Source organism: Vibrio sp. THAF64, assembly GCF_009363455.1.
Taxonomy (GTDB): Bacteria; Pseudomonadota; Gammaproteobacteria; order Enterobacterales; family Vibrionaceae; genus Vibrio; species Vibrio coralliilyticus.
Window position 1 is genome coordinate 126,638 of sequence record NZ_CP045355.1, and the last position, 20,726, is coordinate 147,363.

The window sequence follows — 20,726 nt, forward strand, 5'->3', positions numbered from 1 at the left end:
AGATATGGGATTTAAAGTTGCTTCGCAGCAGGATGAGTTGGCGGTCAATCATGAGATCAACATAACGCCATTTGTTGATGTCATGCTGGTGTTGCTGATCATAGTAATGGTTGCGGCACCACTGGCGACGGTCAATATACCGGTCGATTTACCAACGTCTTCGGCGGCACCGACACCTCAACCTAAGGCTCCGTTTTACTTGACCGTCAGCACCGATCTGGCACTGACATTGGGCGAGGAGAAAACAGTGACTCTCGAACAACTGCCTCAAGCGTTAGCCCAAGCTTTGCCCGATAAAGAGCAACGTATCTATTTGCGTGCTGACAAAGCACTGGATTATCAAAGCTTGATGAAAGTGATGAATGCGTTGGTCGCGGAAGGTTATGCGCAGATCGCTTTGGTCGGGTTGGAACAACCAGAGACAGCAGGGGCATGATGGGCAGTCAGTTAGGCAGAGCCACATCGCATGATAGCTTTGGCCCTTGGTTGTTCCCCGGTATAGCCGTTAGTGTCGGCCTGCATCTGGCTGTCGCGGCCTATTATTTTTACCAACCTAAAGCTGAATTTATTCAGCCGCCGGCAGCGATTCCGGTCAGTGTTGCTTTGGTTGCGCCCGTCGCGGCGCCACATGTTGAAAAGCCTGCATTAAACACTGGCCCAGAGCAAAATGAGTCGATGGACTCTATGGCGTCAATGGCTCGCCCAGAGCCGCTTGAGCTACAAAAGGAGATCCAACAAGAGGTCGAGAGTGCACCAGAGCCGACTCCGATTGTGGTCAAAGAAACACAGCGTCCTTCAGAGATTGCGACTACTGTGCCCAAGCCGGCAAAACCAAAAGAAACGAAGCCAAAAAAGAAAGCAGAAAGCACACCTGTAGCTCAGGTTCAAAAACAGATGGAAACGCCGAAAGTCGAGACGCCTTCAGTCAGTCAGCAAGCTTCGGTCGCCCAGATTAAAAAGAGTGCTCCCAAGCTTGAAGTCGAAAAAGAGCGTAAGCAGGTTCAAGGCGTATCGGGGGCATTCAGCCAGCACCTCAAACAAGTCAAGGTGAGTTGGAAGCAGCAACTGGTGCTACATCTTGAGCAGCATAAGCAGTATCCGCGCCGCGCTAAGCGAATGCGTAAACAAGGTGTGCCCTTGATAACTTTTACTATGGATAGAGCAGGGCAGGTGTTGGGCGTCAAACTGGTGCGCAGTAGCGGAACAGAATCGCTCGATAAAGAAGCGGTGGATCTTGTTTACCGCGCTATGCCATTGCCATTACCACCCGACGAAGTTAGTGGTGCGACCTTAACTTGGACGGTTCCGGTTCGGTTTTACGTTCAGTAGTGAATGAATCTAGCATTTGATTGACCAATACATACTCGAAGCAAACGTTTGCTAAATTTACACAAAAGCATTGAGATTTCACTCAAGATCCTTACAATCCGCGCAAACGATTAAATGCTGTATATGTCTGATGAAATGGATTGGACGTTTCTACCGCTGAGCCTATCTCGGTGACTACAGTTGCTTTGCCCCTTTTCTCTTCATACAGCATTGAACCCGTTTACTGTTTACCCCACTTGTAAAGGTTTCATTGTGAGTCTCGAATCAACCCTGAAAAGCCAGAATCAGTCCGGTGTACTGGAATCGGTATTTAAAATCACTCAACGTAATACCACCCTAGGTACTGAGCTGTACGCAGGCTTTATTACGTTTTTGGCGATGAGCTATATTCTGGCTGTTAACCCAGCCATTCTGGGCAGTATTCCCGGTATGGATAAAGGCGCGGTGTTTACGGCGACGGCGATCGCAGCGGCGGTAGCCACCTTGATTATGGGCATTTGGGGCAATTACCCAGTGATGCTAGCGCCAGGCATGAGCATGAATGGCTTCTTCAAGGGGATGTTGCTGAGTAGCTCGGTTGCATTGGTGTGGCATGAAGCACTGTTTGGTATCTTTCTCTCCGGTGTGTTGTACCTGATTCTGTCGATGACCAATATCCGCAAGGCGATGATTGAGTCGATACCAGAAGATCTTAAGCTGGCGATCACTGTTTCACTTGGACTGTTCATTGCCTTTCTTGGCCTGAAAAACGCCGGCATTATTGTTTCTAACCCGATCATTCTGGTCAGCATGGGCAAGGTGACAGACCCACAGGTCATCATTGCTTACATCAGTATCTTTGTCGCTTTGGGATGCATGGTGCGCGATATCAAGCTGGCGACCTTTATTTCTTTTGTCACTGCTATTGTGTTAACCGTCTTTGCTGACATGGTGATGGGGACCAACAACGCGCCGATTCCAGAGCAATTGGTCTCCGCGCCGCCAAGCTTAGCGGGCAGTTTTGGTGCAGTGTTCGATTTTTCAGGATTAACGGCGGACAAAATGTTTGATCTGCTGCTTATTGTGATTATTTTCCTAATTGTCGATTTCTTTGATGGCCTGAGCACGATTGTTGGCGTTGGCCGTGATGCAGGGATCATCGATAAAGATGGCAAGGTACCCAATGCACGTTCTGCATTGGTTGCAGATGCTGGTGGTACAGTGATTGGTTCAGTTCTGGGAACCACCTCCATCACTGCATTCTCAGAGTCCGGCATCGCTTCTTCTCAGGGCGCCAAAACCGGATTAGCTGCCGTGATGGTCGCAGGCCTGTTCTTAGTGTCTCTGTTCCTATATCCGCTGTTTTCGATTTTCTCAGCCGCCATGGTAGCGCCAGCGATGGTCGTAGTGGGCATTTATATGATCGGGCGCTTAGGGCAAATTAGCTGGGAGCAAAAAGAATCCCGCATTGCGGCATTCTTTACCATCATGTTCACTGTTCTAAGTTTTTCACCAGCCAACGGTATGGCGATGGGCTTTATTAGCTACGCATTTACCATGGTTGTGGCAGGTAAAGGTAAACAGGTTCATCCGGTGATTTACGCTCTATCGGCTATCTTCCTGACTTACTTGATACTGCTGTAATAAGATTCTGAAACTAAAAAGCCCCGCTCTCAGAGCGGGGCTTTTTTAATTATCCTGATTTTAATCATACCTTTTGCACAAATATGCAATATATTTACTTGATGTATTTTTAGTCAATTTCATCTTGTCAAATTATAATCAAGTGTTATTGTACCTGACTCATAAATAATAAATTAATTATTCGTTTTACAAAAAAATAACGTTTGATTGGCAGGTAAAATATGTTGTCTTTCCAGTGTGGAGTTAAAGCGACCGCACTCGGTGTTTTTGTTGTTATGTCAATTAAATTGAGCATGGCTTCAACCCTCATAAATGTAGTGTCTCCTTCTACTCTTGCTGAGCAAGAAAGAGAGCAAGCAATCAGATTAGAGCAGTTAGAAAAAGCAAAAGATTCGGTTAGTCAGTTACACAATTTCCCTACTTTACCAAAAAGTGACAGCGTAGAATCGGCTGAATGCTTTGAAGTGCATAGTTTGAGCTTCGAAGGTAACGAGATTTACTCTGACGAAGAGCTGGTGCATTGGTTGAATTTTTCCCCATCATGCATTGGCTTAAATGAAATAAATGAATATTTAAGGGTAATTACAAACCACTATGTCAAGAGTGGTTACGTTACCTCACGCGCTTTCCTAATCCCTCAGGATCTTAGTTCTGGAGTGCTTAAGATAGTAATTCTGGAAGGAAAAATAGAGCAGATACTATTAAATGGTGCTCCTTCGTCTAGTTTGAATATGGTACTTCCAAGGGCCATGAGAGGAGTGCTTAACTTAAGAGATATTGAGCAAGGTTTAGAACAGATAAATCGATTGTCTCGTTATAATGCTCAAATTCAGTTTCTGCCAGGTAAAAAACAAGGCTACTCGATTGTTGATATAAAAACTGAATTAGGTCGAATAGTTTCAGCTAGTGCCGGTTTAAGCAATGGTGGTCAAAAATCGACGGGCGAAGAGCAATTATCGCTCAGTGTCTCGGCGGAAGATATGCTGAATTTATTTGACAAATGGACAATTTCAGCCACTAAGAGTGCCGCTTTTATCGATTCTAGAGATTCCGAGAGCCTATACTTGAGCCTCGACTTCCCAGTCGGTTATTGGAATATTGGCTACAGGTCAGCGTTCAGTAAATACAGCACCAATTTCACAAGTAATGACTTTGTCTTTGATGCGTCTGGAAAAACAAATAGTCATGATGCAGATATAAAATGGTTATTTTATCGAGATGATAGGAGTAAGTCTTCTTTTAGACTTGGAATTAATCATCGACGGGAAAAAAACTACCTACTTGATCAATTGCTTGAATCTAGCTCACGAGATTTGTCTTCTGCTTCATTTTCATGGGAACACAGCACGCGCTTGGGTGATGGTTTCTTAACGGTCTCTCCTAAATATTCTTTAGGGACTGATTGGTTTGGTGGTGAAGAGAATCAGTCTTCAGACCCTACTATTCCAAGAGCTCAGTTCTCAAAAGGAACTATATCTGGAAGCTATACCCATTTTCTGGCGAATGAACTTATTTTTTCTAGTACATTTTTTGGTCAGTGGAGCAATGACACCCTGTATGGCGCAGAGCGAATTAGTATTGGTGGCGAATACTCGGTTCGAGGCTTTAAAGGTAAATCCTTATCTGGAGATGAAGGTTATTACTGGCGTAATGACCTAACAAAAAATGTAAGCCAATACCCTTACCTAGGGCAAATCTCGCTTAATGCTGCCTTAGATATGGGAAGCATAGCTAAAGATCCAACTGATGAATCAGAACGCGGTTCGCTTGCCGGTGCTAGCTTTGGGGTTAAAACAAGATCGAAGCATGCATCTAGCTCCCTTTCTTTAGGCCTCCCCTTGGCTTTTCCGTCTCAGCTTAAAGCTGATGATTACGTTGTCTATTACCGACTTGAACTGTCGATTTGAGTATAAGGCTTTCTTCTATGGATAAACGTTTGACTTTTAGTCAGGTGACTCTGACCTATACACTATGCTGTTTGATGACACTTCAGCCAGCGATGGCTAATGTGGTAATCGATACCTCAGTAGTAAACACATCGAAAGTTGCGGCTGGCAATGGTGTAGAAGTGGTTAATATCGCGACACCAGACAGCAACGGTTTGTCTCATAACAAGTATAAACAGTTTAACGTAGATTCGAAGGGACTTATCCTCAATAACTCGACTGCGCAATTAGCGCAATCACAGCTTGGTGGCTTGTTACAGAACAACCCCAACTTAAACGGAAAATCCGCCAGTGTCATCTTGAATGAAGTGACAGGAGCTAACAGAAGTAAGCTTGAGGGGTATACCGAGGTTTTTGGTCAAAGTGCCAATGTTATTCTTGCAAACCCATACGGGATTACTTGTAACGGATGTGGTTTTATCAATACACCTCGGGTGACCTTCTCAACAGGTACGCCTGAGTTTGAGAAGGGCGCTTTAAGCGGATTTAATGTAGCCGAAGGTTCGGTAAGTATCGAAGGGCTTGGGCTGGATGCCTCAAATCAAACTTATTTTGACATTATAAGTCGCACAGCAGAAATAAATGCGGCTATTCATGCTAATGATTTATCCATCATTACGGGAAGTAATCAAGTTGAATATTTGACGAACAAAACCATCAAACAAGAGAATAGCCCCTCAAACAAACCTCAATTGGCGATAGATACTTCATCTATTGGAGGGATGTATGCGGGTCGTATCGCTTTAATTGCAACAGAAGATGGTGTTGGGGTTAATGTTGGTGAACTGTCAACTTCCCAGGGAAACATCACAATTAGTGCTGACGGTGAGGTTCGCCTAGGAAGAGTGGATAGCGCTAAATCACTAGAGATTAGCAGCCAAGACAATGTGGTTATTGAAGGCGAACAACGTATCAAAACTGAATTGTCAATTGAAGGGGCAGAAGTAGCTATCCAGGATGCAAAAGTTGCGGCAGGACAGAATGTAGACTTGGATGCTGATGGTTTGACGTTGTTGGGAAGTCAGATCGATACCATCGATCTGGAGGCAAAAGTTAGTCGTAGCCAGTTGAATGCTAGCAGCTCGTTAAATACTCAAAATGCTCAATGGAGTAATGTGAGCCGTCTTGAAAACCAAGGATCTATTTCGGTAGCCGAGACATTGGATGTGTCAGGAAAGACGTTGAGTGTAACGGGCTCAGGAACAATACAAACAAAGCAATTGAGTATTTCTTCGGATACTTTGACATTTGGTAGCACAGCAAGAACAGAGCAAGCGGTGCTGAGATCAAATGAGCACTTGAAATTAACAGAAGAAACGGATCTCAGTGCAGTAGATAATCTAACTTTAAGTAGTTCTCATATAGATGCTAGCGGCCATCTTAAGTCAGGTTCTAGCCTACTAGTTAGCGGTGAAAAAGTAGTTCACCGAGGACAAGCGCAAGGTAAGACTGTAGTTATTGATGCGGCAGCCTCTTCTATAACAGGTGTGTTGGAGAGTGTTGGAGACCTGACGGTACAGGGTGAGCATCTGGACATTTCTGGGACGGTGCAGTCGACGGGTGAGGCTTTGCTGGCCGGTGGTACTCAAGTGAGCAGCGGGCGTGACAGTCAGTTGCTGGCGGGTCAGCGTTTGAGAGTGACGGGTCCTCAAGTTTCTTTGACAGGTAAGACAGGTACGGGTGCAGAGTTAGTCATAGAAGGTGATTCGGTGACACTGGGCGGTACAGTGACGTCGCAGGATGCTGTGACGGTGCGAGGTCAGTCGTTATCACAAAGTGGTGTGTTAGCCAGTGTTGGGGATATGACGTTATCGCAGCGTGATTCGGTATCGTTGACGGGTGATGTTGAGTCAGGTGGTGCGTTATCTGTCGAGACGGGTGTGCTGTCGAGCAGCCAGAAGTTGTTATCGAGCAAAGTCATGAGTCTGACTGCTGACACGACAACGTTGCAAGGTGAAGTGAGTAGCGGAGAGCAGCTCACACTGAAGAGTGATTTGCTGACTCAGTCTGGTCAGATGGTGGCCAAACAAGCGTTGTCATTGTTGGCGGGTGAGGCTCATCTTAATGGTCGTGTCCAGAGTGATGATACCTTATCCGTCACGCTTCAACGTGACCTAAATGTGGGGAGCCAAGGGCAGCTGGTTAGCCAGTTGCCATTGACGATAACCAGTCAAACCTTAGTGAATCAGGGTCAATTTTCCAGTGGTGGTGATATTGACGTGTCGGCGGAGCATCTGACCCATCAAGGGACAATCTCATCGGCAGGTGCAGTTTCACTCAATGGTAGCACGTTAGTTCAAAATGGTGACATTGAAGCCAATCAGGGTATTCAGTTAATCACAGAATCCGATTTAGTGTCGGATGGTGATGTCGTCAGTGGTGGCGAGATATCGGTCACCGCGAAAAGTCTGGATAACCGAGGGGAGTTATCGACATCGGATGCGTTGGTTGTGCGCGTGACAGAAGGTGTGGTGAACCGTGCGTCTGGCGTCTTAGCGGGCGAACAATTGACGTTATCGTCACGCAGTATAACGAATGCGGGGACGTTGCAGGCTTTAGATACGCTGAACTTAACCGCAGATTCTCTGCTGAATACCGGACGTGTAATTGCCTTGGGTCAGGCGCTGATAAACGCCAATCAAAGTATTAATAACAGTGGTGTGGTGTCGGTTGACCATACTCATGCGCTGTCATCGGGCTCAGGAGTGGGTAGCGTATTGCTGCGTACAGCGTCTCTTACGCAGTCTGGAACCGTGGTGAGTAGTGGTGATGCGCAGTTATTGTCAGACAGCCAGACCCTTTCAGGGACCACTGTCAGTGGGGGAGACCTGACGGTGCAGGGTGAGCGTCTGGACATCACTGGGACGGTGCAGTCGACGGGTGAGGTTTTGCTGGCCGGTGGTACTCAAGTGAGCAGCGGGCGTGACAGTCAGTTACTGGCGGGTCAGCGTTTGAGAGTGACGGGTCCTCAAGTTTCTTTGACAGGTAAGACAGGTACGGGTGCAGAGTTAGTCATAGAAGGTGATTCGGTGACACTGGGTGGAACGGTGACGTCGCAGGATGCTGTGACGGTGCGAGGTCAGTCGTTATCACAAAGTGGTGTCTTAGCCAGTGTTGGGGATATGACGTTATCGCAGCGTGATTCGGTGTCGTTGACGGGTGATGTTGAGTCAGGTGGTGCGTTATCTGTCGAGACGGGTGTGCTGTCGAGCAGCCAGAAGTTGTTATCGAGCAAAGTCATGAGTCTGACTGCTGACACGACAACGTTGCAAGGTGAAGTGAGTAGCGGAGAGCAGCTCACACTGAAGAGTGATTTGCTGACTCAGTCTGGTCAGATGGTGGCCAAACAAGCGTTGTCATTGTTGGCGGGTGAGGCTCATCTTAATGGTCGTGTCCAGAGTGATGATACCTTATCCGTCACGCTTCAACGTGACCTAAATGTGGGGAGCCAAGGGCAGCTGGTTAGCCAGTTGCCATTGACGATAACCAGTCAAACCTTAGTGAATCAGGGTCAATTTTCCAGTGGTGGTGATATTGACGTGTCGGCGGAGCATCTGACCCATCAAGGGACAATCTCATCGGCAGGTGCAGTTTCACTCAATGGTAGCACGTTAGTTCAAAATGGTGACATTGAAGCCAATCAGGGTATTCAGTTAATCACAGAATCCGATTTAGTGTCGGATGGTGATGTCGTCAGTGGTGGCGAGATATCGGTCACCGCGAAAAGTCTGGATAACCGAGGGGAGTTATCGACATCGGATGCGTTGGTTGTGCGCGTGACAGAAGGTGTGGTGAACCGTGCGTCTGGCGTCTTAGCGGGCGAACAATTGACGTTATCGTCACGCAGTATAACGAATGCGGGGACGTTGCAGGCTTTAGATACGCTGAACTTAACCGCAGATTCTCTGCTGAATACCGGACGTGTAATTGCCTTGGGTCAGGCGCTGATAAACGCCAATCAAAGTATTAATAACAGTGGTGTGGTGTCGGTTGACCATACTCATGCGCTGTCATCGGGCTCAGGAGTGGGTAGCGTATTGCTGCGTACAGCGTCTCTTACGCAGTCTGGAACCGTGGTGAGTAGTGGTGATGCGCAGTTATTGTCAGACAGCCAGACCCTTTCAGGGACCACTGTCAGTGGGGGAGACCTGACGGTGCAGGGTGAGCGTCTGGACATCACTGGGACGGTGCAGTCGACGGGTGAGGTTTTGCTGGCCGGTGGTACTCAAGTGAGCAGCGGGCGTGACAGTCAGTTACTGGCGGGTCAGCGTTTGAGAGTGACGGGTCCTCAAGTTTCTTTGACAGGTAAGACAGGTACGGGTGCAGAGTTAGTCATAGAAGGTGATTCGGTGACACTGGGTGGAACGGTGACGTCGCAGGATGCTGTGACGGTGCGAGGTCAGTCGTTATCACAAAGTGGTGTCTTAGCCAGTGTTGGGGATATGACGTTATCGCAGCGTGATTCGGTGTCGTTGACGGGTGATGTTGAGTCAGGTGGTGCGTTATCTGTCGAGACGGGTGTGCTGTCGAGCAGCCAGAAGTTGTTATCGAGCAAAGTCATGAGTCTGACTGCTGACACGACAACGTTGCAAGGTGAAGTGAGTAGCGGAGAGCAGCTCACACTGAAGAGTGATTTGCTGACTCAGTCTGGTCAGATGGTGGCCAAACAAGCGTTGTCATTGTTGGCGGGTGAGGCTCATCTTAATGGTCGTGTCCAGAGTGATGATACCTTATCCGTCACGCTTCAACGTGACCTAAATGTGGGGAGCCAAGGGCAGCTGGTTAGCCAGTTGCCATTGACGATAACCAGTCAAACCTTAGTGAATCAGGGTCAATTTTCCAGTGGTGGTGATATTGACGTGTCGGCGGAGCATCTGACCCATCAAGGGACAATCTCATCGGCAGGTGCAGTTTCACTCAATGGTAGCACGTTAGTTCAAAATGGTGACATTGAAGCCAATCAGGGTATTCAGTTAATCACAGAATCCGATTTAGTGTCGGATGGTGATGTCGTCAGTGGTGGCGAGATATCGGTCACCGCGAAAAGTCTGGATAACCGAGGGGAGTTATCGACATCGGATGCGTTGGTTGTGCGCGTGACAGAAGGTGTGGTGAACCGTGCGTCTGGCGTCTTAGCGGGCGAACAATTGACGTTATCGTCACGCAGTATAACGAATGCGGGGACGTTGCAGGCTTTAGATACGCTGAACTTAACCGCAGATTCTCTGCTGAATACCGGACGTGTAATTGCCTTGGGTCAGGCGCTGATAAACGCCAATCAAAGTATTAATAACAGTGGTGTGGTGTCGGTTGACCATACTCATGCGCTGTCATCGGGCTCAGGAGTGGGTAGCGTATTGCTGCGTACAGCGTCTCTTACGCAGTCTGGAACCGTGGTGAGTAGTGGTGATGCGCAGTTATTGTCAGACAGCCAGACCCTTTCAGGGACCACTGTCAGTGGGGGAGACCTGACGGTGCAGGGTGAGCGTCTGGACATCACTGGGACGGTGCAGTCGACGGGTGAGGTTTTGCTGGCCGGTGGTACTCAAGTGAGCAGCGGGCGTGACAGTCAGTTACTGGCGGGTCAGCGTTTGAGAGTGACGGGTCCTCAAGTTTCTTTGACAGGTAAGACAGGTACGGGTGCAGAGTTAGTCATAGAAGGTGATTCGGTGACACTGGGTGGAACGGTGACGTCGCAGGATGCTGTGACGGTGCGAGGTCAGTCGTTATCACAAAGTGGTGTCTTAGCCAGTGTTGGGGATATGACGTTATCGCAGCGTGATTCGGTGTCGTTGACGGGTGATGTTGAGTCAGGTGGTGCGTTATCTGTCGAGACGGGTGTGCTGTCGAGCAGCCAGAAGTTGTTATCGAGCAAAGTCATGAGTCTGACTGCTGACACGACAACGTTGCAAGGTGAAGTGAGTAGCGGAGAGCAGCTCACACTGAAGAGTGATTTGCTGACTCAGTCTGGTCAGATGGTGGCCAAACAAGCGTTGTCATTGTTGGCGGGTGAGGCTCATCTTAATGGTCGTGTCCAGAGTGATGATACCTTATCCGTCACGCTTCAACGTGACCTAAATGTGGGGAGCCAAGGGCAGCTGGTTAGCCAGTTGCCATTGACGATAACCAGTCAAACCTTAGTGAATCAGGGTCAATTTTCCAGTGGTGGTGATATTGACGTGTCGGCGGAGCATCTGACCCATCAAGGGACAATCTCATCGGCAGGTGCAGTTTCACTCAATGGTAGCACGTTAGTTCAAAATGGTGACATTGAAGCCAATCAGGGTATTCAGTTAATCACAGAATCCGATTTAGTGTCGGATGGTGATGTCGTCAGTGGTGGCGAGATATCGGTCACCGCGAAAAGTCTGGATAACCGAGGGGAGTTATCGACATCGGATGCGTTGGTTGTGCGCGTGACAGAAGGTGTGGTGAACCGTGCGTCTGGCGTCTTAGCGGGCGAACAATTGACGTTATCGTCACGCAGTATAACGAATGCGGGGACGTTGCAGGCTTTAGATACGCTGAACTTAACCGCAGATTCTCTGCTGAATACCGGACGTGTAATTGCCTTGGGTCAGGCGCTGATAAACGCCAATCAAAGTATTAATAACAGTGGTGTGGTGTCGGTTGACCATACTCATGCGCTGTCATCGGGCTCAGGAGTGGGTAGCGTATTGCTGCGTACAGCGTCTCTTACGCAGTCTGGAACCGTGGTGAGTAGTGGTGATGCGCAGTTATTGTCAGACAGCCAGACCCTTTCAGGGACCACTGTCAGTGGGGGAGACCTGACGGTGCAGGGTGAGCGTCTGGACATCACTGGGACGGTGCAGTCGACGGGTGAGGTTTTGCTGGCCGGTGGTACTCAAGTGAGCAGCGGGCGTGACAGTCAGTTACTGGCGGGTCAGCGCTTGAGAGTGACGGGTCCTCAAGTTTCTTTGACAGGTAAGACAGGTACGGGTGCAGAGTTAGTCATAGAAGGTGATTCGGTGACACTGGGTGGAACGGTGACGTCGCAGGATGCTGTGACGGTGCGAGGTCAGTCGTTATCACAAAGTGGTGTCTTAGCCAGTGTTGGGGATATGACGTTATCGCAGCGTGATTCGGTGTCGTTGACGGGTGATGTTGAGTCAGGTGGTGCGTTATCTGTCGAGACGGGTGTGCTGTCGAGCAGCCAGAAGTTGTTATCGAGCAAAGCCATGAGTCTGACTGCTGATTCAATACAAATCTCTGGTGTAGTGAGTAGCTTGTCCACTCTTATCGCTCAAGCTAAGGCTCTAACACAAACTGGCCGCATCCTATCGTTAGGAGATATGACCTTAAAGGCAGATCAAATAGTGGTTTCTGGTGAGATCCAGTCAGGCCAGAGCATGCTTATAACCGCTGACAATTCACTGATGACACAAAGTCAAAGCTCATTAAAAGCGGGCGTTGACTTAGCGGCTAATTCAGAACAATTTCATCACCAAGGAAAGTGGCTAAGTGGTGGTGACAGCAAGATTTTTACGAATCAGTTGAATAATCAGGGGCAATTACAATCCCACCAAGACTTTGAAGTTCAAGCGCACCAGCTGGCACATCAAGGCACGTTGGCTTCAAATCGTGATTTAGATATTACAGTGAATGGTGAATACAACAATCAGCACGCTCTGATTGCTGGGCGTAATTTGCATCTGAAAGCAGTGCGATTAGAAAATAGTTCGGAGATTAGTAGTCGCAATTTGACTCGGGTAGAGCTAGACGAAGGTCTAACCAACCAGTCTGGAGGTGTAATCTCAGGCGATACCACAGAAATCCAAGCTGGTGATGTGGCTAACTCAGGAACGCTGCAAGCGATTAAGGCATTAGGATTGACCTCTGATTCGTTGAATAACAGTGGTGCGCTGGTATCACTTTCTGATTTGACACTTCAGAGCGGTGGAACGCTGACAAACCATGGGTTGTTGTATGCGGGTGGTAATGCCAATCTATTTAGTGAAAATCTGAACAATTATAGTGATGTGTTATCCGATCAGGATATGGTGATTGCTCGGAATGCAGCTAATGAACGGAACACCAGTGTCACGAATAGCTCAGGTACCATCGAATCGTCAGGTGGTGATGTTTCAATATATACCGGAAACCTGACAAATAAGAGGACAACGTTAGAGGTTCAGACGGTAGTGTCGCAAGATAAACGCGCTCAGTACCCAACACTCTATAACTCCAAAGGTACTAAGCATGAACCTACCACAGAGTATTATAGAACTGATAATTGCAGAGATAGAGAAAGAGGCAATCGCTGTTCATGGGCATATAGAGTCATTTCAGGACATGAGTTTACAGTTCTTGCTTACAAGGAATCTGTGCGCTTAAAAAATGCGTCTTCTGTGAGTAAAATCCTTGCAAAAGAAGACCTCGTTATTGGCGCGGGGACCGTTTTAAATAACTCGAGTCAGATAGCTGGTGAAAATGTTTCTATCAGTGCTAACTCACTGACCAACAAAGGCTATCAGTTTTCAGAACACACCACTTACTATGATTACAAATTAAGTGATCGTTGGAGTATAAATACACTCCAATTCAACAGGGTTAATACTCGTCGAGTCAATCATGGAGGTAGTCAGCTCAATAGTTCGATAACGGCAAGTAATCGTTTAAACCTAAATGTTTCGAATACCGTCAACAATTCGACAATTAGAGCGAATAGTGCCGTTAGCGGCAGCACAGCGCAGTCTCGTCAACTGCAAGCAACGCAAAGCGCTGTGGTTTCAGGCCCTGATAATCTGAGTTTGGAACATTTAGGGGATGTAGACACTATTCAATCAGCTGATATAGAGTCGCAGACAGTTTCTAATACTAGAGTGGCTAGAGTAGAACAACCCGATAGTGCAACTGAGGTTAACTTAAAGAGCCATAATGAGCCTGAAATAGTTTCAATCTCAACTGAAGGCGTAATGTCGCGTCGTGACTTTGCTGTAAGTACACCGGATAAAGCGGTGACAACGGATATAAATTCTCCTGATAGCCTTGAGATTAGCAACAGCATCATACGAGAAGAAGGTCGTTATACTCATGCGACTAACCGGAATGATGTCAATGGCCCTTCTGAGGTATCAATATCTAGTGGCAATATTGGAGGAAGTAATGACCTTCCGGATATACTTGGTCAGGTTTTAAGTGAAGAAAGTGGTCAAACTAAAATTTCACGTAAGAGTAATGTTAGCGTTCCACCAGTCGCAAAGGCTCTTATTATCAATGAACAACCCCGCCCAGATATTCGCTTAATCAGTAGGGGGCCTGTTCCGTTTCCTGAGTTTCGCCTACCTACTCAGCCAAATGGATTGTTTGTTTTTAGCCCTAAACCTGAAGGGCGATATGTCATAGAAACCAATCCGTTGCTGACTAACTTGGACCAGTTCTTAGGTTCAGACTACTTTCAAAACCAGGTGGATTATTACCCAGAAGAAGACGTCACTTTCCTAGGGGACGCTTTCTATGATACTCGAGTTATTACCCAGGCTATCTTTGAGCAAACAGGCCAGCGATATCTAGGTAAAAATGTGGGTAGCGATCTGGCTCAGATGCAACAGTTGATGGATTCAGCGGCAGCAGAAAAGCAAGCGCTGGATTTACAAGTTGGTATTGCGTTATCTGCAGAACAAGTGGCTAGCCTGAGCCATGATATTGTTTGGTACGAAACCATTGAGGTGAACGGGCAGTCTGTTTTAGCTCCGAAGCTGTATCTTGCTGAAGTGACGAAGAACCATATTGTTTCTGGAGCACAAATCGCTGCCACTCATACAAACATTCAATCTGGTGACCTAGACAATTCTGGTGAAATAGTGGGCTTCGACTCACTAAAAGTCGTTAGCCAAGATGGGATTAGCAACAAGAGAGGAACGATACGTGGTGGTAACGTATCGCTAACAGCCGAGAACGATATCCTGAACCTCAGCGGTGATATTTTAGGTGAGAATCTTGCCCTAACCAGCTCATCTGGCAGCGTGATCAATGAAACTTTAGTGAAAGAGCTCCGCGCAATGCATGGTGGAGGAGAAAGTGTTTTCACAGATATTGGTCGTACTGCCAACATTGGTTCTGGCAATGCTCTGAGTATTAATGCAGGAGAAAACATCGAGAACATCGCTGCGTCAATCTCTGCGGGTGGCGATGTTTCTCTGGCTGCAGTTCAAGATATTGTTCTGGATACTAAAGCCAATACACATGCGTTTGATGTAGATCTAGGACATAAACGCGTTGGAGAGAAAACGACAGAACATATTGGTTCTAGCATTGGTTCAGGTGGTCAACTATCTATAGTCGCTGGGCGTGATGTTTCTGTCACTGCCAGTGAGATTAGTGCTATTGGGGACTTGAACGTACACGCCATCGGGGATGTGACGGTTCAGACAGCAAAGAATCTACAATCAGATCACCTGTATCGCTCTGGTTATTCAGAATTAAACCGTTCGATAAGTCATCAAGGGTCTTCATTAAGTGGCTCTGATGTCGTCGTGACTTCGGGGTCAGATATCACTTTATCTGGAAGCCAGATCATGGCCGAAGGCTCGGCTTCGCTGAAAGCGAAACAGGATATCAATGTACTTGCCGTTAATGATAGCCAATATCACTTTGATAAAACGGTAAGTAAGAAATCATTTGGCCGAAGCAAGACCACAATCAACGAAACCTATCATGAGAAGGCGAAAGGAAGCGCTATTGCGGCTGGTGAGGACATCACACTGACGGCACAAAACCTAGATTCAACTTTGACTCCAGGTGGCGACAGCGATATCCGTTTGATTGGTTCAGAGCTCAATGCTCAAGAACAGGTCAGCCTAACAGCAGATGGCGATGTCACATTAGCTGCTCAGTCATATAAAACATATGAACGTCACGAGTCAATCAAGAAAGGCTTTGGTGGATTAAGCGGTCATCGCAAAGGAAGTATCGATGATGCGACCCTACTCAATAGCAGTTATGTGATTAACTCTGGCGATGTCTCTGTTACTTCAGGTCAGAGTATTGGTGTTCTGGCGAGTGAAGTGACTAGCGGGGGTGACGTTAATTTGAACGCCATTGACGATGTGTTAGTGGCAGCCGGTGAGGTCTTGAAGCAGAGTCAGCAGTGGGATGAGAAATCTTCCTTCCTGAGTGGCGGTAACTTGTTTGAAATGGAGAAAAAGCGTCAAGGTGGGCAATCTTCAACTGCACAAGCAAGTCAAATTTCGGCTGGCGGTAACCTAAATGTTGAGGCAGGTTCGATTAAAGTGGTGGGTTCAAGCCTCACTTCTGGGCAAGATGCTTCGCTAAAGGCAGACACGGGTAATGTTGAAGTACTTTCAGCGAAGGAATCTATTTCTCGCTTCGAAAGCGAAGAAAAACTATCTGTCGGCCTGGGCGACTTTAATCAGGGAATTAGCTTTGATGACGGTACCCTTAAAGTCACATTGGGAGAAGCAAAATACGATAAAGTTACCACACAAAGCGAAGAGATACGCCATCAAGGCAGCGCTATTACATCGAGGGGTAATTTATCTTTATCTGCAGAGTCAGACATTCGGGTTGAAGGCTCAGACTTACGCGCAGATGCAGATAGTGATCGCATAGGGGATCTAAACCTAGAGGCGAAAGATAGCATCATCGTCAAAGAAGTCGTCGATCAGTTCAACGAGCAGAAAGAAGAAATACATGGTTCGGCAGAAGTCAGTTTGGTGGTTCAGCATCAGGCTGCGGAAGTAGCCAAAGCAGCCGAAGCATTAAAAGACTCAACCAAGCGTCTTAAGAAAGCGCAGCAAGACTATAAGCAGTACAAAAAAGGACTCGATTCACTTTCTTCAACCCTAGCGCGTCTAGAGCAAGAGTATTCTGACAACAAGCCGGGTGTCTCATTTGAAGATGTGGAAGAACTTCGTGATTTAGTGTCTGACGTTAAGAGTGATGAAGCTTGGTATGTCTCAGGGGTTGCCTTAGCGGCTGAAGATGTCACATCCAAGACAACACTACTTGCTCAGCAGAGCGCGGCTGCATCACAAAGTGCCGCTACTTATGGGTTTAATGCGGGTCTTCACCTTGATATTCAAGCTAGCCAAACTGATTCTACCACGCAGCAGACTACGTCAATTGGGTCAAATCTGTCAGGTCAGAATGTCGTATTAAACGCAGGACAGAAAAACGGCGATCAAGCCTTAGTGCGGGGCTCGATAGTTGAGGCTAAAGAGAGCCTGACGGTAGCCGCCAATGAGGTCAATTTAGAAGCATCTCAAGACACTTACCATCGCCAGTCTCAAACAGAATCTGGCTCTATAGGTGCTTCTCTCACCGTGTATGGAGCATCATCAGGAATAAACCTCACGGGCAGTTCCAACCGTAGTGAAGAAACAACAACAGCGACGACACACACCAATAGCAAGTTGAGTGGGCAGCATATTGCTATTACCTCGCAAGCCGATACCAATGTGAATGGTGCTAACGTCGCGGCCCACGACAGTTTGGTGGTGAATGTTGGCGGAGACCTGAATATCACCTCAGTGCAAGACCGTCATAGTTCTAGCCAGCGTGGCAGTGGTTTCAGTACCGGTTTGTCTTTGGGCGGTGGTGATATGGCTGACGGAGCTGGAGTTCTGCCTGAAGGTATGCTGGAAGAGGTAAGTAGTGCTGGCGATGTGAAGGGTGCAAATGGTGGCTTTAATGCATCAAATGGACGGGCTCGCTCCAAGCAAACAGTATTAACTAGCCTTACTTCAGGTGGTTATGCTGATGTGCAGGTGACGGGCAACACGGATATTAAAGGCGCCACCATTGCAGCTCTAGACGATGAGGGCAAAGACAGTGGTCAGCTTAACCTATCCACAGGCTCCTTCACTTACGCCGACCTTTCGAACACCAGTTACAACCAAAATAGAAGCATGGGGTTAAACACGAGTGTCGGAGTAAATGACGGTGAACTGGATTCAACCAATAATTCAACGTCTGTTCAATACAAGAATACGTCGGGTTACAGCAAATCTAAGACCCTAGCGACCATAGGGCAAGGTCAGTTAACCATCGCGGACTCAGAAAACTCCGACGACACCTCACGCTTAAATCGCGACATTGAACATACAGATAAAGACTTGTTTAGTGTTGACCGTCAGCAGGGAGATATCGATGTTACGGTTGATCATCGGTTGTTGAGTAAGGGTGGGCGCCAACAGATCGCGGAGGATATGAAGCGGACTGAGTTAGCGGGACAATCACTTGCCGATATCGCCCTAAAAGACTCAGTCACACTCGCTGATACCTTTGAGCACATGAACGTCGTGCAGAAAGAGCTGGATGTTCAGTTATTAATTGCTCAAAACAACGGTGATGCAGCGGTCAATATCAATAACCTCGACAGTGCTACCGCTGAGCAGAAGCAAACAGCCATCAATGATTACGCTGTTGCCTACTCAGAAGTATTCGGTATTTCCATCGAGAGTGCCTTGGTTATTGCAGTTAATAAATCGATTGGTGGTGCGCACTATACAGGCGACAAGGGCAGTAACATTGTTCTGAATGATAAGGCAATGAAAAATGCTCAAGACTATATGAACACTCTGGCTCATGAAGTTACTCACGGATTAGAGAAGCAAGGCATCATCGGGGATAAAGGAGATCAAGGAGAAAACTACGCTGAACTGGTAGGTAGCTATGCTGAAGGTAACTACGAATTTGCACTAGAGAACAGCGGTCTTGGCAAGGTTAATAAAGGCAATACTAACTCACATATTGGTAACGACTCTGCTCTGGTTAGAAATAACTGGGAGACAGTTAAGAATGTTCCTGTAGGGCAACTGGATTTCGAAACGGTTAGAGATGGCGGGTATGGTCGATTTGCGCAGTTAATGGCAACCGACCCTAATACTAAGAAGCTGTCTCTGGATGAAATGAACAACCTGCTGGAAAATGTCACCCATATTATGACCTATGGACCGTTGGCAAATTCGGGCGCATCTTCTACGTCTAAAATGAGGTATGTAACCGAGCAACTAAACAAGCAAGGCGTGAGTCCAGAAATCACTAAATTCTTGGAGAACAATGAAGCTAAGATTAATGACTTCATGATTGGTCCTGATGATGAGCAAAGGGAAGCATTTAAAAGAGCCACTTTGAATATCACATCATTAGGTGTCTCCGACATGCTCTTGGACCCATCAACAAGTGAACGTGTTAATGCCATCAAGGATAATTGGGATACAGCATATACTGCCGCGGGTGCTCCTTCAGCGTTAGCGGGTGTTGTGGGTGTAGCTCAACTTGGACCAGACATAGCACAAGTTCTACTTACTAAAGGTGTCGTGCTTAAGAGTAAGGATGAGCTGGTTGCTTCCTTAAAGAGCTGGAAAGTGGATGTTACTGACGCGACTAAGGCTGGCTTGGATGATTTGTACATTGGGTATAAAAATGCAGTTGATACTCTTAAAAGAGTTGAGGTAAAGGCAGAACAAGGAACATTTGGCAGTAATGGCGCGAATATTACAGTCAAGTTAAAGCCTAAAGCCAGTGATACTACTGAGATAATCAGTGATTCAACAACTCGCAAGCCTAATGGAAATCAAGGCTTCTACATATCAGATGAAGCAAAGAACGCTCTTGAAGATAAATATGGTGCCGAGAATATAGCGAGGGTTTCTATCGAACAAGATACAGGGCGGACTGTTATTGAAACTACTCCGGGGCAAAAAGGTGGGTGGAATAAGTTCCTAAACAACCCAGAGCCAAATACGAACTATAAAACAAGTGATAGCTTGTATAAAACAGATGAGTTGGGACGAGTAGATTCGGTTTCAACGGATTTAACAGAACTAGTACGAAGAGATAGAAATACTTATCAGCAACGGCAAGCTGGTAAGACAGGCGGTATAAAAGATGGTTTAGAGGATGATCACGGAGGACATCTCATTGCGTCTATGTTCGATGGACTAGGTGAGCAGATTAATTATGTACCTATGAACAAAAAGGTAAATGGTTCTGGTGGTGAGTGGGGCAGCCTAGAGAGAATATGGAGAAATGAGCTAGATAGGGGGAGTGTTGTTAAGGTGGATATTAAACCAGTATATACAGGAAGCAGTAAGCGACCAGATGAAATTGTTGTAACATATAAAATCAATAATGGAATAGAAAAAGAACGTGTGATTAAAAACGTGAGGATGTAATACAGTGAGTGAGATTGAAGTACAAGACCCACAACGAATTTATCAGGAAATAGGAAGTCTAATTTGGTCGATTTTTCCAGAAGATGCGTTAGAAGCGTACTTCCAATGCCAACTTTTCGACACATTTACAGAGTATGCGTACTCATGGTTAGATGATAATGGTAATGAAGCATGGCATGAATTTGGTTGCAATCCACGTGATGTAATACGATTGATCTCCAAACAATTAGAGCTCCTTCAACAACACCCCATATTTGCTCAAGAACGTTGGACTCACTGTAAAGTTACTGTTACAAATGAAGGCAAGTTGCATATAGATTTTGCTTATATTGAAAAAGATAACACTTGGAGTGGTTTGTATATGAGAAGTATCAGTTCTTTAACGAAGGAAGAAGCCGATACGTATAGCGTCCCCGGTGATATCTGGAAAGAGCATCAAGCTCGGTCTTAATCAGATAATATGTGACTTTGTAAGCTTTGTGCTAACGCCACTCATCCGAGTGGCGTCCCTCTTCCCTTAACCACCCAATCCACCCACAGAAGCCTTTCTCGTGACCAGAAGCAAAAAAACTCCAACGGTATCAGCCACGGGAATGTATTGTTAAACTATACGGTACTAGGGCTACGATGTAGCCTGATACATTGTGGTAATTGGAGTTGTTTTCAG

General features: G+C 46.7%; 6 protein-coding genes and 1 riboswitch. All 6 genes read left to right on the plus strand.

The annotated features are described in order from the left end of the window. The first annotated feature begins 4 nt into the window (after positions 1-4). The 6 genes from exbD to FIU99_RS00600 all read left to right on the plus strand — a co-directional run bounded on the left by exbD (position 5) and on the right by FIU99_RS00600 (position 20,510). Complete coding sequence (gene exbD / locus FIU99_RS00575) at positions 5-436, plus strand: TonB system transport protein ExbD (protein ID WP_006957176.1); 432 nt, start codon at positions 5-7, stop codon at positions 434-436. Continuing rightward, positions 433-1,329 carry an energy transducer TonB gene (locus FIU99_RS00580; RefSeq protein WP_006957175.1) on the plus strand — a complete coding sequence of 299 codons (897 nt, stop codon included), beginning with the start codon at positions 433-435 and terminating at the stop codon, positions 1,327-1,329. Before exbD ends, FIU99_RS00580 begins: the two co-directional genes overlap by 4 nt. A 97-nt stretch (positions 1,330-1,426) precedes the next feature. Continuing rightward, a riboswitch (purine riboswitch) is annotated at positions 1,427-1,526 on the plus strand. A gap of 55 nt (positions 1,527-1,581) precedes the next feature. Then, on the plus strand, positions 1,582-2,952 hold the full coding sequence (locus tag FIU99_RS00585) for an NCS2 family permease (RefSeq protein WP_006957174.1): 1,371 nt from the start codon (positions 1,582-1,584) through the stop codon (positions 2,950-2,952). A gap of 221 nt (positions 2,953-3,173) precedes the next feature. Next, positions 3,174-4,859, plus strand: a complete 1,686-nt coding sequence (locus FIU99_RS00590) for a ShlB/FhaC/HecB family hemolysin secretion/activation protein (protein WP_006957173.1) — start codon at positions 3,174-3,176, stop codon at positions 4,857-4,859. 17 nt (positions 4,860-4,876) lie between these two features. Beyond that, positions 4,877-20,059 (plus strand): hemagglutinin repeat-containing protein, encoded by a 15,183-nt coding sequence (locus FIU99_RS00595; RefSeq protein WP_152471937.1) that lies wholly within the window; start codon positions 4,877-4,879, stop codon positions 20,057-20,059. 4 nt (positions 20,060-20,063) lie between these two features. Next, positions 20,064-20,510: an immunity protein YezG family protein gene (locus FIU99_RS00600; protein ID WP_039952758.1), complete on the plus strand. Its 447-nt coding sequence runs from the start codon at positions 20,064-20,066 to the stop codon at positions 20,508-20,510. Positions 20,511-20,726 lie beyond the last annotated feature (216 nt).

Bases quoted from the DNA above. Each gene is read 5' to 3' on its own strand.
- exbD (WP_006957176.1), top strand. From the start codon at position 5: ATGGGATTTAAAGTTGCTTCGCAGCAGGATGAGTTGGCGGTCAATCAT.
- FIU99_RS00580 (WP_006957175.1), top strand. From the start codon at position 433: ATGATGGGCAGTCAGTTAGGCAGAGCCACATCGCATGATAGCTTTGGC.
- FIU99_RS00590 (WP_006957173.1), top strand. From the start codon at position 3,174: ATGTTGTCTTTCCAGTGTGGAGTTAAAGCGACCGCACTCGGTGTTTTT.
- FIU99_RS00595 (WP_152471937.1), top strand. From the start codon at position 4,877: ATGGATAAACGTTTGACTTTTAGTCAGGTGACTCTGACCTATACACTA.